Source organism: Moraxella sp. CTOTU47616, assembly GCF_032017465.1.
In the GTDB taxonomy this organism is placed as follows: domain Bacteria; phylum Pseudomonadota; class Gammaproteobacteria; order Pseudomonadales; family Moraxellaceae; genus Faucicola; species Faucicola tetraodonis.
The window spans coordinates 329972-353804 of sequence record NZ_DALZPU010000001.1 but is presented as its reverse complement, the minus strand read 5'-3'; the positions used below and the strand labels follow the sequence as shown (position 1 = coordinate 353804).

General features: G+C 43.1%; 24 protein-coding genes. 12 read left to right on the top strand and 12 right to left on the bottom strand.

Annotation, left to right across the window (positions count from 1 at the left end):
• The gene (locus tag RTS10_RS01510; protein WP_312538876.1) at positions 1-534 is read left to right on the top strand and encodes a methylated-DNA--[protein]-cysteine S-methyltransferase; all 534 of its coding nucleotides are present in this window, start codon (positions 1-3) and stop codon (positions 532-534) included.
• 19 nt (positions 535-553) lie between these two features.
• Here RTS10_RS01510 and RTS10_RS01505 read toward each other — a convergent pair whose 3' ends face one another.
• The gene (locus tag RTS10_RS01505; protein WP_312538875.1) at positions 554-3217 is read right to left on the bottom strand and encodes an AAA family ATPase; all 2664 of its coding nucleotides are present in this window, start codon (positions 3215-3217) and stop codon (positions 554-556) included.
• A 329-nt stretch (positions 3218-3546) separates the two neighbouring features.
• Here RTS10_RS01505 and glpK point away from each other — a divergent pair, with 329 nt between their 5' ends.
• From glpK to RTS10_RS01490, 3 genes are all read left to right on the top strand, one after another.
• Complete coding sequence (gene glpK, locus RTS10_RS01500; protein ID WP_312538874.1) at positions 3547-5145, top strand: glycerol kinase GlpK; 1599 nt, start codon at positions 3547-3549, stop codon at positions 5143-5145.
• A 388-nt stretch (positions 5146-5533) separates the two neighbouring features.
• Positions 5534-6547, top strand: a complete 1014-nt coding sequence (locus tag RTS10_RS01495; RefSeq protein ID WP_312538873.1) for an endonuclease/exonuclease/phosphatase family protein — start codon at positions 5534-5536, stop codon at positions 6545-6547.
• Between the two features lie 20 nt (positions 6548-6567).
• On the top strand, positions 6568-7257 hold the full coding sequence (locus RTS10_RS01490; RefSeq protein WP_065252496.1) for a TetR/AcrR family transcriptional regulator: 690 nt from the start codon (positions 6568-6570) through the stop codon (positions 7255-7257).
• Positions 7258-7350: 93 nt separating this feature from the next.
• Here the strand turns inward: RTS10_RS01490 and RTS10_RS01485 are convergent, their stop codons facing one another.
• Positions 7351-7497 (bottom strand): entericidin A/B family lipoprotein, encoded by a 147-nt coding sequence (locus RTS10_RS01485; RefSeq protein WP_060994912.1) that lies wholly within the window; start codon positions 7495-7497, stop codon positions 7351-7353.
• A gap of 290 nt (positions 7498-7787) precedes the next feature.
• On the opposite strand from RTS10_RS01485, the gene RTS10_RS01480 reads away from it, so the two are divergent.
• The gene (locus tag RTS10_RS01480) at positions 7788-8312 is read left to right on the top strand and encodes a tRNA (cytidine(34)-2'-O)-methyltransferase (RefSeq protein WP_312538872.1); all 525 of its coding nucleotides are present in this window, start codon (positions 7788-7790) and stop codon (positions 8310-8312) included.
• A 9-nt stretch (positions 8313-8321) separates the two neighbouring features.
• Here RTS10_RS01480 and RTS10_RS01475 read toward each other — a convergent pair whose 3' ends face one another.
• The 3 genes from RTS10_RS01475 to tusD are packed head-to-tail and all read right to left on the bottom strand — an operon-like array spanning position 8322 to position 9451.
• Positions 8322-8642, bottom strand: a complete 321-nt coding sequence (locus RTS10_RS01475) for a TusE/DsrC/DsvC family sulfur relay protein (protein WP_312538871.1) — start codon at positions 8640-8642, stop codon at positions 8322-8324.
• A 5-nt stretch (positions 8643-8647) separates the two neighbouring features.
• Entirely contained in the window at positions 8648-8980 is a 333-nt protein-coding gene (locus tag RTS10_RS01470; protein ID WP_312538870.1) for a hypothetical protein, read from the bottom strand.
• Positions 8981-9010: 30 nt separating this feature from the next.
• On the bottom strand, positions 9011-9451 hold the full coding sequence (gene tusD / locus RTS10_RS01465) for a sulfurtransferase complex subunit TusD (protein ID WP_409455573.1): 441 nt from the start codon (positions 9449-9451) through the stop codon (positions 9011-9013).
• A gap of 270 nt (positions 9452-9721) precedes the next feature.
• Between tusD and RTS10_RS01460 the strand changes: the two genes are divergently transcribed.
• Both RTS10_RS01460 and RTS10_RS01455 read left to right on the top strand, forming a co-directional pair.
• Positions 9722-11242, top strand: coding sequence for a glycosyltransferase family 4 protein (locus tag RTS10_RS01460; RefSeq protein WP_312538867.1), 1521 nt, complete (start codon positions 9722-9724; stop codon positions 11240-11242).
• A gap of 147 nt (positions 11243-11389) precedes the next feature.
• A complete protein-coding gene (locus tag RTS10_RS01455) occupies positions 11390-11986 on the top strand; it encodes a phosphatase PAP2 family protein (protein ID WP_099808600.1) in 597 nt (198 codons plus the stop codon).
• A 32-nt stretch (positions 11987-12018) separates the two neighbouring features.
• Here RTS10_RS01455 and truC read toward each other — a convergent pair whose 3' ends face one another.
• The 6 genes from truC to RTS10_RS01425 form a co-directional block, all read right to left on the bottom strand.
• Positions 12019-12819 carry a tRNA pseudouridine(65) synthase TruC gene (gene truC / locus RTS10_RS01450; protein WP_312538866.1) on the bottom strand — a complete coding sequence of 267 codons (801 nt, stop codon included), beginning with the start codon at positions 12817-12819 and terminating at the stop codon, positions 12019-12021.
• A gap of 70 nt (positions 12820-12889) precedes the next feature.
• Positions 12890-14278, bottom strand: a complete 1389-nt coding sequence (locus tag RTS10_RS01445) for an APC family permease (RefSeq protein ID WP_284033881.1) — start codon at positions 14276-14278, stop codon at positions 12890-12892.
• Between the two features lie 251 nt (positions 14279-14529).
• On the bottom strand, positions 14530-15255 hold the full coding sequence (locus tag RTS10_RS01440; protein ID WP_144917500.1) for a Smr/MutS family protein: 726 nt from the start codon (positions 15253-15255) through the stop codon (positions 14530-14532).
• A gap of 81 nt (positions 15256-15336) precedes the next feature.
• Complete coding sequence (gene trpC / locus RTS10_RS01435) at positions 15337-16158, bottom strand: indole-3-glycerol phosphate synthase TrpC (protein ID WP_312538864.1); 822 nt, start codon at positions 16156-16158, stop codon at positions 15337-15339.
• Between the two features lie 15 nt (positions 16159-16173).
• Positions 16174-17304, bottom strand: coding sequence for an anthranilate phosphoribosyltransferase (gene trpD, locus RTS10_RS01430; protein ID WP_159676146.1), 1131 nt, complete (start codon positions 17302-17304; stop codon positions 16174-16176).
• 151 nt (positions 17305-17455) lie between these two features.
• Positions 17456-18058, bottom strand: coding sequence for an anthranilate synthase component II (locus tag RTS10_RS01425; protein WP_312538863.1), 603 nt, complete (start codon positions 18056-18058; stop codon positions 17456-17458).
• A 503-nt stretch (positions 18059-18561) separates the two neighbouring features.
• Between RTS10_RS01425 and glnA the strand changes: the two genes are divergently transcribed.
• From glnA to RTS10_RS01400, 5 genes are all read left to right on the top strand, one after another.
• Positions 18562-19971, top strand: coding sequence for a type I glutamate--ammonia ligase (glnA, locus tag RTS10_RS01420; protein WP_036604344.1), 1410 nt, complete (start codon positions 18562-18564; stop codon positions 19969-19971).
• Between the two features lie 146 nt (positions 19972-20117).
• A complete protein-coding gene (locus RTS10_RS01415; protein WP_312538861.1) occupies positions 20118-20870 on the top strand; it encodes a DUF4124 domain-containing protein in 753 nt (250 codons plus the stop codon).
• 52 nt (positions 20871-20922) lie between these two features.
• Positions 20923-21567: a 4'-phosphopantetheinyl transferase superfamily protein gene (locus tag RTS10_RS01410; protein ID WP_312538858.1), complete on the top strand. Its 645-nt coding sequence runs from the start codon at positions 20923-20925 to the stop codon at positions 21565-21567.
• A 271-nt stretch (positions 21568-21838) separates the two neighbouring features.
• Positions 21839-22051, top strand: coding sequence for a cold shock domain-containing protein (locus tag RTS10_RS01405; protein ID WP_007116878.1), 213 nt, complete (start codon positions 21839-21841; stop codon positions 22049-22051).
• A gap of 118 nt (positions 22052-22169) precedes the next feature.
• Positions 22170-23351: a DEAD/DEAH box helicase gene (locus tag RTS10_RS01400; protein WP_312539006.1), complete on the top strand. Its 1182-nt coding sequence runs from the start codon at positions 22170-22172 to the stop codon at positions 23349-23351.
• A gap of 78 nt (positions 23352-23429) precedes the next feature.
• Here RTS10_RS01400 and RTS10_RS01395 read toward each other — a convergent pair whose 3' ends face one another.
• Entirely contained in the window at positions 23430-23768 is a 339-nt protein-coding gene (locus RTS10_RS01395; RefSeq protein WP_282849317.1) for a septal ring lytic transglycosylase RlpA family protein, read from the bottom strand.
• Between the last annotated feature and the right edge of the window lie 65 nt (positions 23769-23833).

Below are 23833 nucleotides of genomic sequence, written 5' to 3'. Positions count from 1 at the left end.
ATGATAATGACGTCTTATCAACTTGCGAAAAATTTGCCAACGGTGACACTTGTGGCGCATCAAGGCTGTTTGATTGCGCTCGATTGGCATACGCAAAAGACCCATGACCTATTAGCTAAGCACAAGGTAAAAGTAGCCGTCATGAATTCGGTAGCATTAAGTCACTCGATTGATGCCGATGCAAAAGTGCTAGTAGAGACTATCAATCAGCTAAAGGAGTATCAAGCAGGTCAGCGACAAGTTTTTGATATTCCCTTAGATTTATCCACAGGCACACCCTTTCAGCAAAAAGTATGGCAAGCATTACGACAAATCCCTTACGGTCAAACAATCAGCTATGCACAGCTTGCGCTACAAGTGGATAATCCCAAAGGCTTTCGCGCAGTCGCGCAGGCCAATGGCCGCAACCCACTAAGTCTCATCATTCCTTGCCATCGCGTGATTGCCAGCGATGGCAAATTGGGCGGTTATACCGGTGGGGTTGAGATTAAGCAAACATTGCTTGATATAGAGCAAGCAAGTTATCAGCGATAAACAATAACCCAATGAGGCGTTATTGTTTGTCATCTGCATCTTTTTCTTCCCAAGTTTCTAAGCGTTCATAAATACGACCATAAACGGTATTTTTACGATACTTGCCTTTTTTGGTCATCTCATCCGGCGCCAGACCCGTCAATAGATACATGGCTTCATTGACATGCTCTACGGCATAGATGGTAAATTTATCTGCCGTCACGCTATCGATGATATCTTGACGCAGCATCAATTGCGCCAAATTGGCTTTGGGTACAATCACCCCTTGTTTACCCGTCAAGCCTTGTTCGACACACGCATCATAAAACCCGGCGATTTTGGCATTGACGCCGCCAACCGCTTGGACTTGACCAAATTGGTTCATCGATCCTGTAACCGCCAAGCTTTGATTGATGGGGGTTTGCGATAAGGCAGACAGCAGCGCGCAGGTTTCGGCTACTGTCGCGCTATCGCCATCGATACCGCCATAACTTTGTTCAAAAGCCAGCGATGCGGTAAAGTTGAGCGTGTGGTCTTCGGCAAACAGTGCTTTTAGGTAACTGCTCATAATCAGCACACCTTTGGCATGGATAGAGCCGCCTAAATCCACATCGCGCTCGATATCAACAATATCGGCGTGCGCGGCACTGTGATGCACCGATGCTGTCAATCGCGCAGGCATACCAAATTCACTATCTGCGTAGCTGATGACCGTCAGCGCATTGATTTGACCAATCGCTTTGCCTTGGGTGCTAATCAGCTGTTGCCCTTTTTCTAGTTCTTGCCAGAACAATTGTCGTAAATAACCCGAGCGGTGACGAATATCCTCAATGGCTTGGCGGACATGGCTAGCGGTTACTGTGTTTTCAGGCGTAAGCTCTGATTGATTGATGAGCGCATGACGATTGGCTTCGAGTAATAGCTGTGCCAATCTGTCCCCATGTAGGCTTAACTCATGCTGGTCTTCTGCTTGCTCGCTGAGATAATCTAATAAACAAGCCAACGCGGTGTTATCAAACGTTAGCAATTGGTATTTGCTTATCATATCAGCAATTTTGGCGGTCATCGCTTGTTCGTTGGCGTGGCTGCGTACCACGCGATCATGAAAATCTGCACGGATTTTGAATACGGCATTAAATTCAGGCTCAAAATCTAGCAGGTCATAATACAAGTCTGGCTCACCGAGTAAAATGACTTTGACATCAAGCTTAATCGGTTGTGGCTCAAGGCTGATACTGCCGGTCAGTGTCAGCATTTGCTCAAGGCTCGACATCTTGATTTGGCGGCTTTGCAGCGCGCGTTTGAGACCTTGCCACGCATACGGATATTCAAGCAAATTAGTTGCTTCAAGCACCAAATAACCACCATTCGCACGATGCAGTGAACCGGCGCGAATCAGACTGACATCCGTTGATACAGTACCTAAATGGGTAATTTGCTCGACATGCCCGAGTAAATTTAAATGGGTGGGTAAGTCTTCAAACACAATCGGTGCGCCTTGATCGGGCGCATGGCTGGCAATCACATTGACAAAATAGCGCGCTGGCAATGGCGAAAAATGGCTGGGCAAAAACTCTTCATCATCTTCATTGATGATTCGCTCTACATGATTGACGATATCGTCATGTACGTCTTGCAAATACTTACGAACCTTTGGTAAGGCTTGATACTTGTCAAATAACGGCTCCATCAATGGTTTTAAGGTACGCCGAGTCAATGAGTGGTGTAGCGCTTGTAGGGTCTGATTGGCTTCATCTTCAATTTGCTCAAGCTCAACGGTCAGTTGGCTCAAGCGTTTTTGCATGTGGTTTTTATCTTGATAATTGGCAACATACGGCGATTTTGGGGTTAAGCCAAAGCTGGCTTGATTGGTTGCGCTCGAGGTATTATTAGAGGCGCTAGTTGTCGTGCTAGACGTTTGATTGGCTTTAAGTGGTGAAACTGTCGCTTTGCCACTGGATTTTTGGCGACCCAATTTATTAGCAGGTTTGATTGATAAATAACCATCGCTTGGCTCAATATCATTGTAACTGTCATTGTCATTGCCATCGGCTCGGTTGTCACTAAAATCCGATTTGATAAAAATCGGTTTATTGTCCGAAGGTCGCAGCGCCAATGCAAGTGAATATTGTTTGCCTTCTTCATGCAGCGCATGATAGACCTGTTCTTCACGAAGGCTAATTTCATTCTTTATGGCTTCTACCTTACTTTGGTAGTGCTCACTGCGAAAACGCTGATTGAGCTGACGCTTGGTGGTTAGCCAAAAGGTTTTGACATCTTCCGCTAATTGCTTGCCCATGCCAGCAGGCAGGTCAAGCGCAATCGGGGTACGCGCATCAACAAAATTATGCACATATACCCAGTCATTGGGTGTGGGTTTTTGTTTGGCGTGTGCTTGTAGCAGGCGAGTGATTAAGGTGCGTTTGCCCAGTCCGTTTTCACCTGCAGCAAAGATATGATAACCATTGGCATTGATATCAAGCGCAGTGGCAATCGCTTTACAGGCGCGCTCTTGCCCAAAGCCAATTTCAAGCGTTTTGGTATGGTGGCTATCTTTTGGCAAGGTCGCTGGGTCGGTATAACGGCGCAAGTGCGAAATTGCAACAGGCTGTAAATTGTTAGATTTGATGGTATCGGTAATGATAGCGGCGGATTTTGAAGTCACAGGGGTAGTACGAACAGATTTTGCAAGGGTATTTTTCATAAAACAAGTTTCATCAACGCATTAAAAAGCGGTAGTGGAAAAGATAAACAATGACAGTGACAGTGACAGTGACAGTTAGAGTGACAGTGCTTAGGGTCTAAGGTTTGAAGTCTGAAATCTAAGGTTTAGGGTCACTTATAGTTAACAGATAGGTTTTGGTAAGTGGTAATAAAGTATCAGTATGATGTGGTTTTTTGTTGATAAAATCAATGGCTATTTTTTCGCGAATCGTTGCCTTAAGGTTTCAGCCGCAGTAATATAAAAGTTGATGGGCAAGTATTTGCTAAGATAACATATTGACGCTTAACACAATCGTTTGAGACAACAACATGGCTAAAACAGAAAACGGATTTATTTTAGCGCTGGATCAGGGCACTACCTCAAGCCGCAGTATCATCTTTGATAACCAATTAACACCCATCGCCATCGCCCAAAAGCCGCTGGGTATCATCACCCCAAAAGCCGGGTTTATCGAGCAAAATGCCAATGACATCTGGCAAACCCAAATTAGTACTGCCCAAGAAGTGATTGCCAAAGCAGGATTATTGGCGACAGATATTTCAGCCATCGGTATCACCAACCAACGTGAGACCACCATAATTTGGCATAAAAAGACGGGTAAGCCTGTCGCACCCGCCATTGTCTGGCAAGATAGACGTACCCATCAGTGGTGCAGAGATTGGCGTGATAAAGGCTTTGATGCCAAAATCCAGCAAATTACCGGATTACGTATAGATCCGTATTTTAGTGCCAGCAAAATCGTATGGCTGTTAAACCAAAACCCTAAGCTCCGCCAGCAAGCGCTAGCAGGTGAGTTGGCTTTTGGTACTGTGGATAGTTGGCTACTGTTTAACATGACAGGCGAGCATAGCATTGATATCACCAATGCCTCACGTACCATGCTGATGTCTTTGCAAACAGGTGATTGGTCTGATGAATTATTGGAATTGTTTGATATTCCCAAAACCATGTTACCTACCATCAAGCCATCGGATGGCGATTTTGGGGTCACCAAACAAGGGATGTTTGGCAAACAAATCCCAGTCACGGCAGTGCTAGGCGATCAGCAAGCGGCATTGTATGGGCAGGGCTGTAACCGAGCAGGGATGGCAAAATCCACCTATGGCACCGGCTGTTTTTTATTAATGAATACCGGCGATAAGCCCTGTGTCAGTCATCAGCAATTACTCACCACTGTCGCTTGGCAAACCACAGAGGCGAATCACACTCGTCAACCTAACCGGCATGAACCTTCAGGTAAATTGCCCAACTTGCTAAAACCTTTACAAAATTTACAACGAAATAAAAAAACAAGCGTCACGCAAACACAATATGCGCTTGAAGGCAGTGTGTTTATGGCAGGTGCCATCGTGCAGTGGTTACGCGATAATTTAGGTATGATAGCGCGCAGTGAGGACATTGAAACCTTGGCAGCAAAAGTACCGGATAGCCAAGGGGTGACCCTGATTCCTGCCTTTACCGGGCTTGGCGCACCTTACTGGCGAGCAGATGCCACAGCAAGACTTATCGGGCTGACACGCGGTACTACCAAAGCGCATATCGCTAGAGCCGCCTTAGAAGCAATTGCGCTGCAAGCTTATGATGTGTTAATCGCCATGCAAAAAGATAGCCCTGTGCCGCTGCACGAACTGCGCGTGGATGGGGGCGCTGCCAATAACAATATCCTAATGCAATTTCAAGCCGATATACTCAATGTCCCTGTGCTGCGACCAACGACCACTGAGAGTACCGCAAAAGGGGTGGCACTATTGGCAGGGCAAGCGGTGGGACTATATGATGACACTAGCATTGGTGAAAGTTGGCAGTTAGACCGTATCTTTGAGCCTAAGATGGCATTGTCTGAGCGCCAAGCCATCGTGGAGCGTTGGCAGTTTTATATCAATCAACTATTAAACGAACAAAATTAAAGCAAGAAAATCATTAATATAGCTCTAAAAAACTAAAAATAATTTAAAAACAAATAGTTAACTATATGAAAAATTTTTTAAAGACTCGACACGAGAGTGATTTTCGTTAGCAATTAAGGTGATTAAGTAAAAAAAAGCACTTTATGCACCCAATTTTTAAACCCTGCTTAAAAATATCAGCAAATTTTGGCTAAAAATAGTGATTTTTTGTGTAGAAATTGAATAAAAAAATGTATAATGCTCCAAAATTCGACACTGTGTTGACAGTGATGAAAGTTACTATGATAAAAGTTACTATGATAAAAGTTACGAAGATGAAAGTCAGGAAATTTTTTGGACAATGTTGCTACAAGCAAGCAGGGATAACTGGTAACTAAACATTAAGGATATGACAGTGGACAATCAATTTGTTATCGCTACGGCAAATTTACTTAACTTTGCACTGCCCAATCGGGTTTTTTACCGAAACCAAGATGCGTATACGCCACAGCAATATCAACAAAAGATTAATGCACTTGCCCCCATTTTTCGGCAATTGCAAGCTGACATCATTGGTTGCCAAGAAATTTGGGATGAGCAAGCACTCATTGACTTATGTCGTGCGGCCGGTCTCAATGACTATCATGTCACTGTACCATTAGCCAGTAATCAGCCAGATAGTCCATTAACCCAAGGACAAGGCGCAATTGGCACCCCGAGCGTAGGCTTGATATCACGTTTTGAGATTATTAACACCCAATTGCTCACGCAGATGCCTGCGATTGCGTTGTTGGACGTTCCTGATGTTGGGCTTTATCAACAATTTAACCGTCCCCCGCTGATTGCCGACATCAGATTGCCAAATGGCATGGTGGTCACCGTGATTGTGGCGCATCTAAAAAGTAAACGCCCTGAGTTTTTAGAAAACGCGCAAGGCGAGCCGTTAGAAGATCGCAATGATCCGCTAATTCGAGTCCGCGCCAAGCTGCGCAGTCTTTGTATGCGGGCAGCGGAAGCGGCAGGCATTCGCCAAGTGGTCATCGAAAAACTGTCACACAACAACCATCCGCTGATTTTGTTAGGGGATATGAATGATGTGATGCAAAGTGTCACTTGTCAGCTTTTAAGCGAATCGGGCGAAGTATTTTATGATAAGTCGATGCGGGATATCGTGCTGTATGATGCCTCTACGATACAAAGCCGTATGCACTGGCTTAAAGATGTGGCGTACACCCATATCCACCAAGGTATGCCAGAAGTGCTTGACCAAATTTTGGTATCTGAACAATTTTTAGCTGATAGTAAATTTAACATCGGTGAAGTATTACAAGTTGATTATTTTAACGATCATCTCAAATTTATTGTAGAACAACGCCCAACCGATCATGGATTGGTACGGGCACAAATTAAACTTTATTCATAATCAGTCGATAGAGAGGAAATATGTCAAGCGCTTATGATGAAAAAATTGAGGATGTGTTGGTGGACTCTGAGCTCGCTCGCCGCTTAGTCCCTAACAAATTCAAGTTCACTAGCCAGCAAGGTCGTTTGCGTCGCCAAAAATTATTAGCCGCTGCCAAAGAGTTGAGCGCGACTCGACCTGTCAGTGAGATTAGTTTGGCTGATGTATGTGAACGAGCGGACATTCCCAGAGCCTCAGCCTATCACTTCTTTCCAAACGTTGAAGCGATTTTTTTGGCATTACGTTTTTTAAATGCGATAGAAATCTTTAACAAGCTTGAAAAAGTCGATGCCAAACAATTTAGTCGCTGGCAGGCTTATATCACCACAGTCATTGAGACAGGCGTTGATATTATTCAATCCGATTTAACGGTTGCCCGTTTGATTTATGAGACCAATACCCCAGATTTTGAGGGCAATGCGTTTGGTAGTGAAATCGAAAAAAGCCTCGCCCAAATGGTGTATGATAAGCTGTCTGAGCATTATAAAATGCCGGCTTTAGAAACCATTCATCAGCAATTGTTAGTCGCATACGGTATCATTAATGGTATTTTTATTTTAGCTTATCGCTCAGAAAAAGAAATTACCGATACCTATCGTCAAGAAGCGATTACAGCGGTGATTGCTTATCTACGTTGTTATTTACCTGAAAATTTGCCAAAAAACGGCTAATTTTATAACCTACTAGGGTTTTAAGCGATAGGCAATACAAGAGGTAATAAAAAACCCATCAGCGAGATGGGTTTTTTTACTTAAACAGAAAATCTACGACTTGATTTTATTTTGAGTATTTTGTGCGGTATTGGTTACTGCGTCACCTGTTTTTGATACGTCTTTACCAAAACCTTTGACTGTATTACAACCTGTGACAGCAAACATAACAGCGATTGATGCAGCGATTAATTTTTTCATTTTAAATTTCCTCAGATATATCCATTATTTTTTAACAGTTTTTAGCTACCAGATTAAATCATGCGACTTTATTGACTTATAAAAGTTAAAATAAAGTAAAACATGCTTGGTAGAGTCATGGTAATGCAGTTTAGTCTAACGTCGCTATAGCGTTAATGTAACCAAAACTATCAAGTTGTAAAAAAAACTTAAATTTACGCAATAAGTATAGGTTTTTTGTAAATTAATCTTCGCATTTAGCGCTTTTTTATTTCAATCTGTTTTATTTTAATCTAATTAGGGATGTCGATATGATTCACGTAGTATTAGTTGAACCCAAGATGCCAAGCAATACAGGCAATGTTATTCGGTTATGCGCCAATACGGGCGCAACACTACATTTGGTTGAGCCACTAGGGTTTGAACTAGAAGATAAAAAATTACGCCGAGCAGGGCTCGATTATCATGAATGGGCAAATGTCAAAGTACATGCCAATTGGCAGGATGCACAGGACAGCCTAAGTCAAAGTGGCGTACAAAGAATCGTTGCCTTGACCACCAAGCTTAGCAAACCTCTATATGATGAAGATTTTGCGCAACTGGCAAATATCGCTTTGGTATTTGGGTCAGAGACGGCCGGGTTACCCGAGCCAATTCGCGCGGCAATTGGGCAAGACAACTGGTTGCGTTTGCCTATGTTGCCGACCTCTCGCAGTTTGAATTTGTCTAACAGCGTGGCAATTACATTATTTGAAATTTGGCGTCAGCAGGGATTTGGCGGTGATAACGGTCACAGTATCGGTTATGACAATCTCGTCCCTTATGACCCAAAATAATCTCAAAATTTATAAGCAATTTGCAGGTTTTGGCAACCCTGCAATGCGGTTGACATGACGCGCCACCAGACCCGTGTTAAACATGGCTTGCAATTTGGCATTATCAACCGCCAATGAAGGCAATTGCTTGGATAAAAACTTGATTAAAGGACGGGTCGTCGGTGGATGGCTGTATAAATCATAATATTGACGCACTGCGTCTATGATTTGATAGTGCTCAGGGGTTAACGTGACATCCAGCGTGTTTGCCAATTGTTGCGCGATATTTGGTGTCCAGGTTTGATGAGCTATCAAATGACCGTCTAGGTCAAGGTCGGGAAGTTGGGTCATAGTATTTATAAGTCAAAAGTGGTATCAAAATGAGGCGCTGTGGTTGGCTGTAGCGATACTTGAGCACACCAATCAAAGTCTGCTGATAGCTTCGCTTGCCATGCTTTTAATCTATCAAAATCCGCTAGCGCCAGCCAAGCAGGCGGCATATCATACATATCAAGGGATGCCAGCATATGGGCAAGCTTGCCCATAGGCTCATCAAGTAGTAAGTTTAGCATGCCATCACCGATAGTCAGCTGAATTTGGTGGTCAAACGCCGCCAGCGCAAACGCCATTGATAAGGCTTCATGACAAAGCAAAAACGTGTCAGCGTAAATATTAATGACAATTTTCATAGTAAACCGCTATCGCTAAACCTATCCCAATTAAAATTGATAAACCGTTTTTGCCCTGTGTAGATGCATGGCTAATTCACCCAAACCGACTAATTCAAAGCCATCTGCCAAATTGTCACCTTGTAGCTGATGCCTAGTCGCATTGTCAGCATCTGTCACCCCGCGAGCCAAAGCGGCACTCACACACACTTGAATGGTTAAATCATGACTTATAGCAAAGTGTTGCCAATTTTTTGCCATATTTTCGATATCATCGGGCAGCCAAATTAATCGGTTGGCCAACATCACCGCATCACTATATAAGAAAATTTTAAAATCGGTACTAGTCAACGAGTTTTGCTCATCGGTTGTTTTACTATCGTTTGCACATAGCGATTGGGCGCATTCAAGCGCTTGTTTGGTGAGCGGATGACTAGGCGCATGTGTCATCAGTATCACAATCGGTGTATCCAACGTCGAAGTATTTGGCATGGTGGTATTATTCGATGTAGTTATCAAATCAGTCATTTAACCATCTATAAGGCATTAATAAGGCATTAATCTATAAAGCTGCATTCTGCTCGCTATTTTAGCAAAATCGACCCCTATTTGCGATGCAATTGTCATCAAACTGTTATCAAATTGACATGAGGTTGTCAATGGCGGCTTATAAGCTTAACCCATACAAAGGATTGATTTAATTTACCGAAACGGCTTTTGTAGTCAAACAAAGCAGTCGGTTGTAATGGTTGATAACATGCTATGAGTGACAATACTGTAAACACTAATTTGTACCAGGCTTCGTCTGACACTCAGACGACGTCAGCCAATCACCAGAGTCCCTCAACTCAAGTTGCAGGCACGCCTTTTCATGACAATAGGCCATCATTGCATATCGCTTTGGTGACTGAAACGTGGTTGCCTGATATCAATGGGGTAGCCTCAAGCGTTTATCAAATCATGCGCGAACTCAAATCGATGGGGCATCGCATCACGTTGATTCGCCCCAAGCAAAGCGATGAAGTCGAACAACATACCCTAACGACAGGGCTTAATACTGCGGCTGTTACCACTGATTTGCAAGTGCCAAGTTTGCCCATTCCTTATTACCCGCATCTGCGCATGGGGCTACCTTGTTACCGATTTTTAACGAAGCAGCTGCGCAAGCTTCGTCCTGATATTGTACATATCGTGACGGAAGGTCCTTTGGGGCTTGCGGCGTTGATTGCTGGCAAACAGCAAAGCATTAAAGTCTCTTCAGGTTATCACACCGCGTTTCATGATTTTAGCCGATATTTTGGCTGGAAAGTTGTCTCATTGCCTTTGCTTGCGTATATGAAGCGTTTTCACAACCATTGCAATGCCACCTGTATTCCAAGCCAGACCACCCAACATCAGCTCGCTGAATTTGGTTTCAAGCATTTGTACCAAGTCGGTCGTGGCGTTGATACAGCGCGCTATGCACCGAGCAAACGTAGCCAAGCATTACGGCAAAGTTGGGGCGTGGGCGAGGGCACCACAGTGTTAATGTGTGTGAGCCGTGTTTCCCCTGAAAAAGGTATGGATACCGTCATTAAAAGCTTCAAAGCGCTACAATTACAGCAGCTGCATCGTCATGTCAAATTAGTGATTGTCGGTGATGGACCATATAAAGAAGCGCTCGTTAAACGGCATGCCAATGATACAAGCATTATTTTTGCAGGCTTTAAAACAGGCGAGGCGCTGGCAAGTTATTATGCCAGTGCCGATGCTTTTGTGTTTGCTAGTCAAGTGGAAACTTTCGGTAATGTCGTCACCGAAGCGATGGCATCGGGGTTACCAATTTTTGCCTATCATGATGCGGCTGCGGCGCTGTTGGTGGATGATAGTTGTGGTAAAACTGTACCGCTTGGGCAAGAACAACGCTTTGTAGCGATGATTAGTGAATTGCCCAAACAACAACAGCTTGATCAGATGCGACTAGCTGCAAGGCACAAGGTGGCTGCTTTTTCTTGGCAAAAACCTGCCCAAGAAATGTTGACCATGTTTTATGAAGTGCTATCAATTCAGACCAATACCCTAACCGCTAGCCCAGTGACACCCACCATTTTGCCTTCTCAATCAATAGCTCAACATCCGCTCGCGGATTTGACAATCGCCCCCACACCTCAGCCAGTTCCGCCGATTGTCGGGGCAAAAAACCACCCACGATATAGTCATTCTCCCCAAAATAGTCACTCAACCCAAAATAGTCACCCAACCCCAAGACCCGCTGAATCTGCCGCGTTTTTCTCCAAAACGTGAGGTTCAAATAGGCAAAAAAAGGATGGCGCCATGAATCACCCCATCAATCAATCCATGAATCAACCCATAAAACAATCCAAACTGTCACTTGCCAATTCAGAACTCACCTGTACCTCTGTTAGCCCTGTCGAAAACTTACCCAATTTAATGCGCAATTATTATCAATTTTTGCACAGTAAACCTAAACTATATCATTTGCAAAAGCGCGTGCTGCAATGGGATACTCGCTTATGTTTACGGGTAAATTTGCTGTCGCAATTGAAGTTTTTTGCGCAGTTCTTCAAAACCATCAGCCGCTTAGGCGATGGTTGGTTTTGGGCGCTATCGACGGTAGTGATGTTAGTAGCGTTATTCTCACAAGGACTGGTCGCTAGTATCGTTGCTATGAAAGTGTGTGCGGTGTTACTCAGCAGTTTTTGCGGTTATTTGCTGTATAAGTATTTAAAAGTACACACAGTGCGTCCACGCCCTTACCAAGTACACCAGACCATTACTTTAGGCGAACGGCCTTTGGATGTATTTAGTTTTCCATCAGGGCATACGCTGCAAGCAGTATTGTTTACTACCATGATAGGTCATCAAGTGCCGATGATGTTATGGGTATTGCTACCATTTACAATGCTGGTGGCATTATCGCGCTTGGTGTTGGGGTTACATTATCCCACCGATGTGTTGGTGGGGGCAGGCATTGGCGCAACATTTGCGACCCTCGGTAGCAAAGTAAGTGATTACTTGGTTGCGTAAAGGATGTCGCCAAATAGTGATATCGCTAACTATTAAGGCAAATGAAAGCCAAACTGTGCACACATCGTTAACCAATCTGTATCCACAGGTGCCGTGATATCAACACGGCGATTGTCGGTCAGTCTATGAAAAGCCAAGGTATGCGCATGTAACATCAATCGATGCACGCCGATATGTTGACGGATGGCGCGATTTTGGTGATGATCGCCATAGCTGGTATCACCAATAATCGGATGAAATACATGCTTCATGTGGCGACGTAGTTGGTGTTTTCGTCCGGTAATGGGCGTCAATCTAGCCAGACTAAAGCGTGAAGTGGGATAGCGTGCGCGCGCTTGAAACGGCTGCTCAGTTGTTGCCAAGCATTGCCAATGCGTTTGCGCAGGTTGCAGTAAGGTTAATTCAGCAGGGCTGCTAAGGACTTCATCAAACATGTCTGTCGAACTAAGCTTTCTTTGTTGCAGCGCCCGCAAACTTGGTTTATCGCCAATTTTATCCAAAATTTGTGTGAGTGGGTAATCAATCAGCCCAGATGTCTGCGCGTTAACTTTCAAATATCCGCGCACGATGGCTAAGTAAGATTTTTGCACTTGCCTGTTTTCAAATTGCTCACACAGTTGCCGCGCTGATTCGCTTGATAAAGCAAACAGTAACACCCCTGACGTCGGTCGGTCTAAGCGATGAATCGGATAAACATATTGACCCAATTGATCGCGTAGGGTCTGCATCACAAACTCGGTTTCATGACGGTCAAGCCAGCTTCGATGAACGAGCATACCCGCAGGCTTATTGACAGCCACACAATGTTCATCTTGATATAAAATTTCTAACATAGGGTTTTCTCAAAAGCCACAGACATAAAAAAGGTCAGAATCTTATCTGACCTTTTCACCACGTTAACCATTATTCATGTTCGTTGTGCATCGGTGGGTGACGCTTAAAACCACCGGTTTTAAATGCCAAGTAAATTATACCGATTACTGCCCAGCCTAAGCCCATTTTGATGGCGATAGGCTCACTTTCTTTCCACATCAGCGCAACACTGATAAAGCCAAGCAGCGGCACAATCAAATACATCAACAAATCATAGGCACTGTGGTAGCGTTTTTCACGGATGATGTAGGTCGCAATCACGGATAAATTAACAAAACTAAACGCCGTCAATGCCCCAAAACTAATCAAATGCGCGATGACATCAAACTCAATAAAACCCGCGGTTAACGCAATCACACCCGCGATATAGATATTGTAGGTTGGGGTCAAGTATTTTGGATGAATATGACCAAAAATACGTTTATTAATGACCCCATCACGCCCCATCACATACATCAAACGAGAGACACCCGCATGTGCAGAAATACCTGACGCCATCACCGTGACAATTGCAAAGCCCAATACGGCGGCTTGAAACGCAGAACCACCCACCAACATTAAAATATCTGGCTGGGTAGCAGCCACATCTGGGAAATATTTGTCAGGAGTTTGTGGGAAATAAATCTGCATAAAGTAAGTGCTAATGATAAACACAATACCTGCAATCAATGCGGTCAAGAAAATTGCTTTTGGTAGGGTTTTTTGCACATCTTTGGTTTCTTCTGCCAATGAGCTTAGTGAGTCAAAGCCTGTGAAAGAGAAACATAAAATGGTTGCACCACTGATGAGTGCCGTCATGTTAGCAATATCACTCCAAAACGGCTTTAAGCTCCATAATTGGTAAGCTGCAGCATTGATAGTGCCGTCCGCATTGGTGCCCGCCATCAATTTGCTATACACCAACCACGTAAATACACCGATAATCAATAGCTGAATAAACACAATCCAACTATTAAAATAAGCCACGACTTTGGAGCCATGCACGTTAATCCAGGTCATAAATCCCGTCAGAATAAATACCCAAATCCATTTGTTGACATCAGGGAACAGCGCTTCAAGATAAATCACCGCTAGGATAATATTCACCAAAGGTGACAATAAATAATCCAACCAAGAAGACCAACCCACCATAAACCCGACATTGGGATGAATCGATTTTTGCGCATAGGTATATGCCGAACCTGCTGAAGGATAACGACGAATCATGCTACCGTAACTTAGCGAGGTAAGCAAAATAGCAATCAATGCAATAATATAAGATGTTGGAACGTGCTGATGACTGGCTTCAGAAACCAAGCCAAAGGTATCAAATACGGTCATGGGCTGAATATACGCCAAACCAATAATGATAATGTGCCAAAGGGCTAAATGACGTTGCAATTTAGCGGGCGAATTAGTCGCAGTGGGGGTATTGTTCAAAGCTACCTTTCTCCTATACCCAGTGGTGTTAAAAACAGTCAGCTGTCAAAAGACAAATGGGCGCTGTTTTTAGCCAGTTGAGAGTAGATTAATGCAGAGCATTTAATCCATGAAAAAAAAGAGCCTATTATAAACAAAATCTAAGAATAAACTATTAACAATTAAAAAATCCTGTTAAAAAAATCATGCATCGTTTGTTTTATGCATGATTTTATAAAATTTAACCTATAGTCAAAATAGCCGTACAATGGTTATTGGTCGCGATTGGCTTTTTCACGTTTTTTGAGTAACACCAACACTGCACCATTGCCACCTTGTGCCGCAGGCGCTGAGCAAAAAGCAAGCACTTCAGGAATCTGACGCAACCAACCATTCACGCAGGTTTTTAAGATACTATCAATGCCTTTGCCATGAATGATTTTCACGCAATTTTCATTGTTTTTTTGAGCTTGCAAAATCAACTGACTCATGGCTTCACGCGACTCTTCAATGGTGGCACCGTGTAAATCTACAGCATCATACCAGCGAATCTTGCCTTGTTTGAGGTCATTAAACACTTTGTTTTGTAGCGTTGCGGTTTTATAACTTAAATAAGCATCGCCAGAAACAGGATTAAGCAGCGCTTGCATATCAGACAATACATGCCCGCTATCATCGTCACCACCGACCGCCGCCGCGCGTTTGGCTAGCGTCGTCGCATCAAGCTTATTGCCAGCGTTGTTTTTATCCGCCAAGTTTTTATCTTTGATTGGCTGCACGCCTGACATGGCTTGCATAAATAGCAATTTATCATCATCAAGATGTTCGCTATTATATTTTTTAACTTGTTTGGCGACTTGTTGCTTGCTCAATAAACCCACGGTTTCAGTCGGTTTGCCGTTTTCATCGGTCTCTTTGGTTTGGCTGCGACCTTTACCCAGTTCGGTTTTAAGCTGCTTTAACTGGTCTTGCATTTCTTTGGAAAATAAATTTGCCATACAATAACTCTATAAATCGGTATAAAAAATAGGGCGTTTATCGATGAAACGCCCTAACATCAATTATTTAACTTGGCTATTTTACGCATTTTGTTGCGATTGTGCCAATAACTTTGCTAATGCCGCGCCTGCATCGCCTGTTTTCATAAACTGCTCACCAATCAAAAACGCATGGATGTCATGGCCCAGCATCAATTTTACATCCTCTGCCGAATGAATCCCGCTTTCTGTCACCAATAAGCTATCTTGTGGAAACAGTGTTTTTAGGCGTAGGGTAGTGTCCAAACTCACATCAAAGTTATGTAGATTGCGATTATTAACCCCATACACGTTTTGGCGATGGGCTGGCAAGCGTAACGCCCGTTCCACTTCTATCTCATCATGACACTCAATGAGTACACTCATGCCAAGTTTTAACGCCAATTCATGCAGCTCAGCGACTTGCGCATCCGATAAACACGCCATAATCAGCAAAATACAATCTGCCCCAAGCGCACGTGATTGCAAAATGTGATACGGCTCAATCATAAAATCTTTGCGTAGCACAGGTAGGCTTACCGCTTGGCGCACTTGCAATAAATACGCATCCGAGCCTTGGAAATAATCGGTATCCGTCAATACCGATAGGCAAGCGGCACCCGCTTGTTCATAGCCGACTGCAGTGGCGACAGCATCGAAATTAGGGGCGATGATGCCTTTGGATGGCGAGGCTTTTTTGACTTCCGCAATGACACGGATACCCGCTTTGCGCAAGCTAGCGGCAAAATCACGGATGTCATCGCGGTTCGTTGCGGCAATTTGCTCAAGGTCGTGCCAAGATTGTTGTTGTTTGGCTCTGACTAGTTCTTGACGTTTGGTGTCGACAATTTTTTGTAATACCGAGGGGACTGCTTGATGAGGCATGGTTTTTCCAATAATTTAATGAGAGGTGAATTGCTGAGTAAAGCTTGCTAATGCTGCCATTTTTTGCAAGGCTTTGCCACTGCTGATGATATCTTGTGCCATGGCTACGCCTTGTTTTATGGTATCTGCTTTACCTGCTACATAGATGGTCGCACCGGCGTTTAAGGCAATCATATCCGCTGCTTTTTTGGCGATGGGGGTTTTATTGGGATTGTTGTCGAGTGCTTCGCGGATGAGGGCTAGGCTTTGGCTTGGACTGTCAATGATTAAGCCTTTAAGCGTTTGCGATTCGATACCAACATCTTCAGGTTCGATATCATACACGCTGACTTTGCCGTCTTTAAGTTCAGCCACATGGGTATAAGTCGCCAGTGAGATTTCATCAAGGTTATCCACTGAGCCGACGACTAGCACATGCTCGGCGCCAAGGTTTTTGAACACATTGGCAAGCGGTTCGCACAGCGAAGGATTAAATACCCCAATCATGGCATTTTTGACGCCCGCTGGGTTGGTTAAAGGTCCCAAAATATTAAACACCGTGCGCGTTTTTAGGGTACGGCGAATGGGCATCGCATGTTTCATTGCCACATGGTGATTGGGCGCAAACAAAAAACCAATACCATGGGTTTTAATCGACTGGGTAATCTGCTCAGTATTTAACGCCAAATTAATACCCGCTTGCTGAAGCAAATCGGAACTGCCAGATTTGCCGGAAACGCCGCCATTACCATGCTTGGCGACATGGCAGCCGGCAACCGCTGCGACCATAGTAGCGGCGGTAGAGACATTAAATAAATTCGCGCCATCGCCCCCTGTACCCACAATATCGACGACATTGGGCACATCCGACAAATCCACTTTAATCGCAAGCTCCCGCATTACTTGGGCGGCGGCGGTGATTTCTTCAATGCTTTCACCTTTCATACGCAGCGCGGTGAGCAGCGCGCCCATCATGGCATCGGGGCATTGACCTTGCATGATGGCTAGCATGACGCCGCGCATTTCTGCATAGGTCAGGTCAATGGTATTGATGGCACGATCCAGCGCGGTGGTAAGTAGTAGTTGGGTTTGCTCTGGGGTTAATGGTTGGTTGTTTTCAATAGCCGTGGTAATGTCACCAAGATAAGGCGTTACAGTATGGGTCATGTCAGTCTCGTATGAGTTTTATGGCTTACACTTTATATATCATTGTACTAGTATACTATAACAAAGCCAGGTTTTAAAGCCAAGTTTTAAAGCCAAACTTTAACCCGCAAAACTCAATTACCCCAGTCTAAGGGTTAGCGTTTTGATAGTTTTAATAGTCTTCATAGTTAGCTAAAAAATTTTTCAAAATCGTATAGCCATGCTCACTCAAAATAGATTCTGGATGGAACTGCACCCCTTCAATCGGTAATGTTTGATGCCTAATGCCCATCACAGTAGTGGATGGCAGAGAATTATTTGGGTGAATATCATCACACCATGCGGTAACCTCTAGACAATCAGGCAAACTGTCTGCCTCAATCGCTAAAGAATGATAGCGAGTGGCGTTAAAAGGCGAGGGAAGCCCGGCAAATATCCCTTGATGGTGATGAAAAACTTGCGACACTCGCCCATGCATAATCGTTGGGCAACGAATGATATTGGCGCCAAATACTTGCCCAATCGCTTGATGACCCAAGCAAACGCCTAATATAGGAATAATGCCGGCACAGTCTTTGATAAAACTCAACGTATTGCCCGCATCGCTTGGCGTGCAAGGTCCGGGACCAATGACCAAATAATCAGGATTTAAACGAATGATGTCTTCACTGCTGCAAGCATCATTGCGCCAGACTTCAACGGGTTGTCCCAATTGCTCAAAATACTGCACCAAGTTGTAGGTAAAACTGTCGTAATTATCAATAAAAAGTAGCAATCCAGAAACCCTATGCTGTAATTGTTGGACAATGGTTATGCAATGAAAAAACTTCACCGTTATTTTAATCAAGCATTTTATCACAACCATTATACAAGTCACTGACAGCAAGTGAATGAAACCGAATAAATGAAGCCGAGTCGGAGAGAGCAATGTTAATGATTTTCACTAAAATAGTTAAACACGTATTTTATGCACCATAAAAGTGAATATTGATAATATTTTAATTAAAATGGTGCAAGTGTTACAGCCCCATAGCGATTTGAAGGTTATCTAGGCAGATAGTCACATCAGTAAACTTCATCAGTAAATCAACCCTCAAATAACTCATTGAATTTGATATAAAAATCTAATCTTTAGCATGATAATGCAAAAGTTGGCACATAACTTGAAGGTTTAACTTCAACAAGCACCACTTTGTTTATCTCTTGTCACAGCACCAAAAAGAGTATAAAGTGGCGTAACGTTTTTTTAATCATTTTTTGCGTAAAAGGAAACGAGCAATGTCGAATAAATTTTTAGATTTAATCAAATCTAGCGAAGCAAAGTGGGTAGATTTTCGTTTTACCGATACTAAAGGTAAAGAGCAACATGTGAGCTATCCAGCTGACAGCATGGACGAAGACATTTTTGAAGAAGGTAAAATGTTTGATGGTTCATCAATCGCTGGTTGGAAAGGCATTGAAGCGTCAGATATGATTTTGATGCCGGATTCCGATACCGCATTTGTCGATCCTTTCTTTCGTGAAACGACAGTTGTTGTGACCTGTGACGTTATCGAGCCATCAACCATGCAAGGTTATGACCGTGACCCACGCTCAATCGCGCGACGTGCTGAAGAATACCTAAAATCAACGGGTATCGGTGATACCGCATTCTTTGGTCCAGAGCCAGAATTTTTCGTATTTGATGATGTAAAATGGTCAATCGACATGTCAGGTGCCCGTCATACCATCTCAGCTGATGAAGCCGCTTGGTCAACCGATAAAGAAATGGAAGGCGGTAACTATGCGCACCGTCCACGCGTCAAAGGCGGTTACTTCCCAGTACCACCCGTTGATAGCTCACAAGATATGCGCGCTGATATGTGTGCTGCGGTAGAAGCGATTATGGGTGAAGGCCGTGTTGAAGTCCATCACCATGAAGTTGCCTCTTGCCAGCTAGAAATCGGTGTATCATTTAATACCCTAGTTCGTAAAGCGGACGAAGTACAACAGTTCAAATATGCGGTACACAACGTTGCACACGAATATGGTAAGACTGCGACCTTTATGCCAAAACCAATGGTTGGTGATAATGGTTCAGGTATGCACGTTCACTTGTCAATCCAAAAAGATGGCAAAAACACCTTTGCCGGTGATGAATACGCAGGGCTGTCAGAAACTGCTTTATACGCAATCGGTGGGATTATCAAACATGCTCGTGCATTAAATGCCATTACCAACCCATCAACCAACAGCTACAAACGCCTAGTACCGCATTACGAAGCGCCTATTAAACTGGCTTATTCAGCGCGTAACCGCTCAGCGTCAATTCGTATTCCATACGTGGCAAGCCCGAAAGGCAAGCGTATCGAAGCACGTTTCCCAGACCCAGCAGCCAACCCTTACCTTTGCTTTGCCGCATTGTTGATGGCAGCGCTTGATGGTATCCAAAACAAAATCCATCCAGGTGAAGCCGCAGACAAAAACTTGTACGACCTTCCACCAGAAGAAGAAGCATTGATCCCAACAGTTGCGGAGAACTTGGAAGTTGCGCTTAAAGCGTTAGAAGACGACCATGAATTCTTAACCAAAGGTGGCGTATTTACCAAAGAAATGCTTGACGCTTACATTGCCTTGAAAAAAGAAGAAGTAGAGCGTTACAACGTATCAGTTCATCCAATCGAATTTGATATGTACTACAGCTGCTAATAAGTTCGCTTTTCAAAAAACCCAACTTCACATTAAGTTGGGTTTTTTTATGTGAAATTTTTAGTTTAATAGGCAAAATTATTTAGGGATTGATTATCAAGCTTGCTAAAATATGCACAATAATGGGTTTTGAGGGGAAGGCTTAAATGATTTTGACAAAATATAGTACCAATAATAATAGCGATTTACGGTATAGCTTGATACTCACGGCTGTCGTGTTATTGTTGTCACAGTTAAGTCATGCTGAAGTGTACAAGACGACCACCTCAGAGGGTCAAGTGGTATATACTGATAATATTAATACCGCTTATCAATACAATAAAAACAGCAAGAGTATCAGCGTATTAGATAAATTACCCACCCAATCACAAGTATCATCGACGACCAATCAATCAACAACGACATCTAATAACTTGAACAATGAAGTTAATAACGCAGTGAGTACGGCTACTGACAATCGCTTGCCTGATAGTTTAGGTGATCGCTTAACTGGTCGCTTATCCACCCAATCCATCTCAGCAAGCCAGCAGGGCGATTATGTATTAAACATTGTATCGCCTGAAGCCGGGCAAACGCTGCGACGGGGTAGTCAACCAATTGAGATTAACGTTGCGTTGACGCCGAGTTTAAAAACAGGCGATAGAATCGTCTATCAACTCAATAACCAAACCTTAGCGACCATAAAAGACACTAGCTATACTATTGCAACTACCACGCTCGATCCTAACCCTTATACCATTACTATAAGTGTTGAAAACGTCTTAGGGGAAGTCGTCGCGCAAGACACTCGCGCTATTAATCTCATCAGTAATAATGTACTGTACCAAAAAAAACGTAAAGCGATTGCGCAAGCACAGAAGAAGAAAGCCAATCAACCTTGGTATAAAAAAATACTTTAATACTTTAAGCTATCGTTAAATTTGCTTATACCATAAGGCACTACCATAACCGATGCAGCTTTATCCAATCAAAGACCATAGCTGGGTGGCTATTGATATTCACCATAATTTGGGTGAACAGGCTACGCTATTAACCCATAAAGCAGCTTCAACCCATAAATCAGGGTCGATGTCTTGTCGTCAATTGCTAAAAAAGCTACAGCGAGCGCTCAATGTGACAGGCGAGTTAATGGATACAAACTTTCCTTATCATTTTATAACAGCTGACGGTTACACTTGGTATGTCAGTTTTAGCCATAGCCGCCAACATGCCGCAGTATTGATTTCGCCCTATACAAATATCGGCATTGATGTCGAAGATAGCGCAATTAGTCATCACGTTGCTTTACGCTTTTTTTCACCCCATGAATATCAATGGTTGAGTCAAAAGCCTGCAGTCAATCAAGCAGTTTTACGAAACCTGCTATGGCGACTTAAAGAATGTTCCATCAAAACCTATCAACATTCCGATAAGCAATTAATCAAAGAATTAAAACATGATGTGCTAGATGAATTGGGCGAAGAGGTTATCAATCAACTCATTGGCGTCGATGAGATAAATGCTAAAAATAAGCCCATACAATGTGTGCAAACCGACGCTAAAATAATTGGCAATTTTAGTAGCAAACCCTGTAGTTTTATTATCGTAAACCGTTAAATAAGGCTAAAAAATCGCTGTTTAAAAAAATAACCAATTCTTACGAAATTACTTTTTTTTGTAAAAAACCCATGCTATGATTGCTATAAGAACAATTTACTATGTAAGCGACATTGTAGAGAAATGTTTTAACAAACTATTACAAACGCTTAACTAGTACATTATTTAGCAGGCGTAGGTAGCGAGTAGCTAAACTTAACTAGGCTTAACTATACTTGGTTAAAAAACTACTTTAAAACCTACCATTAATAGTGTTAAAGGAAGTTATAATATGTCAGTTCGTGAACAAGGCATTGTAAAATGGTTTAATGATTCAAAAGGTTTTGGATTTATTCAACGTAACAGCGGTGAAGATATTTTTGTTCATTTCCGCGCGATTCAAGGTGACGGCTACCGTTCACTTCAAGATGGTCAAAAAGTTGAATTCATCGTGGTTGAAGGTCAAAAAGGTCTTCAAGCTGAAGAAGTTACCAAAGTCGAATAAGTTGAGCCAAAAAGGGGTTGAAGTGTTATTTTTGACCTTTTTGCAAACCAAGTTGATGTAATTAACTTGGTTTTTGTTGTTTCTCATAGCCAATGATTAATTGGTCAAAATAGGTTAAATCTCTGTGTTTCAAACTTTCTCACAATTACCCCTTCATCCAGCGCTCAAACAAGCGATTGACCAACTAGGCTATCAAACGCTGACCCCTATCCAAGCGCAGATATTGCCCAATACGCTCGCTGGGCAAGACGCCATTGGTCAGGCACAAACAGGTACAGGTAAGACAGCAACGTTTTTACTCACCATCATCAATGAATTGCTGAATAATCCTCTAAACCCTGAGGTTGATGGCGATCGTTTTTTGGGTGAAACCCGTGCGCTGGTGCTCGCGCCGACTCGAGAACTGGCTCAACAAATTTATCAAGATTGCCTTGAGCTCACCAAGTTTACCAAGCTGCATACTGTTTGTTTGCTCGGTGGCACAGACTATGACACGCAGTCAAAGCAGCTGCATCAAAAGTTTGTCGATATTATCATCGCCACCCCAGGTCGTCTGATTGATTTTTGCTTTCAGCACCATGTGTATCTCGATCGTCTTGAAATTTTGGTATTAGATGAAGCAGATAGAATGCTGGATATGGGGTTTATACCTGATATCAAACGCTTGATTCGTATGATGCCTGCCAATACGCATCGGCAAACCCTACTTTTTTCCGCTACCTTTAACCAAGATGTGATGAATTTAGCTTATCGCTGGTTATATCAACCGATTTTTGTAGAGATTGCGCCCGAACAAAAAACCAGTCAAACCATCGAGCAGCTATTTTTCACCTTGATGGAATCGGATAAACTGGCGGCGTTACAGCAAATTATTGAAAAAATTTCTCCTAAGAAAATCATTGTCTTTGCCAATCGTAAAGACCAAGTCAAACGCCTGTATGACAAACTTAATCGTCAATATAAAGTAGTGATACTTTCAGGGGATGTTATTCAAGCCAAACGCGAGAAGTATTTGGCACAATTTCGTCAAGGCGATGCCAATATTTTAGTGGCTACGGATGTCGCAGGGCGAGGTATTCATGTGGATGATGTGGCTTGTGTAGTCAATTATACCTTGCCAGACAGTCCTGATGATTACGTTCATCGTATCGGTCGCACGGGTAGAGCAGGCAATAAAGGCATGAGTATTAGCTTTATCAGTGAAAACGACGGATTTAACTTGCCGGCTATCGAACAATATTTGGATGAAACTATCAAAATGCAGCAATGGTCGAATGATACCCATTTTTTAGAGGATTAAATTTTTTAATTGATAAAACATCAAGGGCGCTATCAATCAATAGCGCCCTTTTTACGTTAAAACATAGTGAAAATAAATTTATAATCTAACGATATCGACTTTAGCAAGGCCGTTTGAAAGATTAGCAATTCTACTAAAAGCACCTTTTGACAAATCTAGGGTACGGCCATATTTGCCAAATCCCCCTGTGTCAGTCACGCGTACCACTACACTTTTGCCGTTGGCTTTGTTGGTAACTTTGAGCCGGCTACCTAATTTGTGCACATTGCTGGCGGCAGTCAGTGCATTTTGATTGAATTTCTCGCCAGATGCCGTGGTGCGACCATGATGCTTACCACCATACCATGAAACAACATCAGCATTGGCTTGCTGGGTGGCTAAAGTAGTAACAAACAAACTGGCAATGATATATTTCATCGGATGTTCCTTTTATCAATTAAAGCGGTCAATAATCTGACTGCTTAAAGGTATCAAGGGGCATT

Excerpts from the sequence above, each read along its gene's own strand:
- RTS10_RS01510 (WP_312538876.1), top strand. The coding sequence starts at position 1 with ATGATAATGACGTCTTATCAACTTGCGAAAAATTTGCCAACGGTGACA.
- RTS10_RS01505 (WP_312538875.1), bottom strand. The coding sequence starts at position 3,217 with ATGAAAAATACCCTTGCAAAATCTGTTCGTACTACCCCTGTGACTTCA.
- glpK (WP_312538874.1), top strand. The coding sequence starts at position 3,547 with ATGGCTAAAACAGAAAACGGATTTATTTTAGCGCTGGATCAGGGCACT.
- RTS10_RS01495 (WP_312538873.1), top strand. The coding sequence starts at position 5,534 with ATGACAGTGGACAATCAATTTGTTATCGCTACGGCAAATTTACTTAAC.
- RTS10_RS01490 (WP_065252496.1), top strand. The coding sequence starts at position 6,568 with ATGTCAAGCGCTTATGATGAAAAAATTGAGGATGTGTTGGTGGACTCT.
- RTS10_RS01485 (WP_060994912.1), bottom strand. The coding sequence starts at position 7,497 with ATGAAAAAATTAATCGCTGCATCAATCGCTGTTATGTTTGCTGTCACA.
- RTS10_RS01480 (WP_312538872.1), top strand. The coding sequence starts at position 7,788 with ATGATTCACGTAGTATTAGTTGAACCCAAGATGCCAAGCAATACAGGC.
- RTS10_RS01475 (WP_312538871.1), bottom strand. The coding sequence starts at position 8,642 with ATGACCCAACTTCCCGACCTTGACCTAGACGGTCATTTGATAGCTCAT.
- RTS10_RS01470 (WP_312538870.1), bottom strand. The coding sequence starts at position 8,980 with ATGAAAATTGTCATTAATATTTACGCTGACACGTTTTTGCTTTGTCAT.
- tusD (WP_409455573.1), bottom strand. The coding sequence starts at position 9,451 with ATGCCAAATACTTCGACGTTGGATACACCGATTGTGATACTGATGACA.
- RTS10_RS01460 (WP_312538867.1), top strand. The coding sequence starts at position 9,722 with ATGAGTGACAATACTGTAAACACTAATTTGTACCAGGCTTCGTCTGAC.
- RTS10_RS01455 (WP_099808600.1), top strand. The coding sequence starts at position 11,390 with ATGCGCAATTATTATCAATTTTTGCACAGTAAACCTAAACTATATCAT.
- truC (WP_312538866.1), bottom strand. The coding sequence starts at position 12,819 with ATGTTAGAAATTTTATATCAAGATGAACATTGTGTGGCTGTCAATAAG.
- RTS10_RS01440 (WP_144917500.1), bottom strand. The coding sequence starts at position 15,255 with ATGGCAAATTTATTTTCCAAAGAAATGCAAGACCAGTTAAAGCAGCTT.
- trpC (WP_312538864.1), bottom strand. The coding sequence starts at position 16,158 with ATGCCTCATCAAGCAGTCCCCTCGGTATTACAAAAAATTGTCGACACC.
- trpD (WP_159676146.1), bottom strand. The coding sequence starts at position 17,304 with ATGACCCATACTGTAACGCCTTATCTTGGTGACATTACCACGGCTATT.
- glnA (WP_036604344.1), top strand. The coding sequence starts at position 18,562 with ATGTCGAATAAATTTTTAGATTTAATCAAATCTAGCGAAGCAAAGTGG.
- RTS10_RS01415 (WP_312538861.1), top strand. The coding sequence starts at position 20,118 with ATGATTTTGACAAAATATAGTACCAATAATAATAGCGATTTACGGTAT.
- RTS10_RS01410 (WP_312538858.1), top strand. The coding sequence starts at position 20,923 with ATGCAGCTTTATCCAATCAAAGACCATAGCTGGGTGGCTATTGATATT.
- RTS10_RS01405 (WP_007116878.1), top strand. The coding sequence starts at position 21,839 with ATGTCAGTTCGTGAACAAGGCATTGTAAAATGGTTTAATGATTCAAAA.
- RTS10_RS01395 (WP_282849317.1), bottom strand. The coding sequence starts at position 23,768 with ATGAAATATATCATTGCCAGTTTGTTTGTTACTACTTTAGCCACCCAG.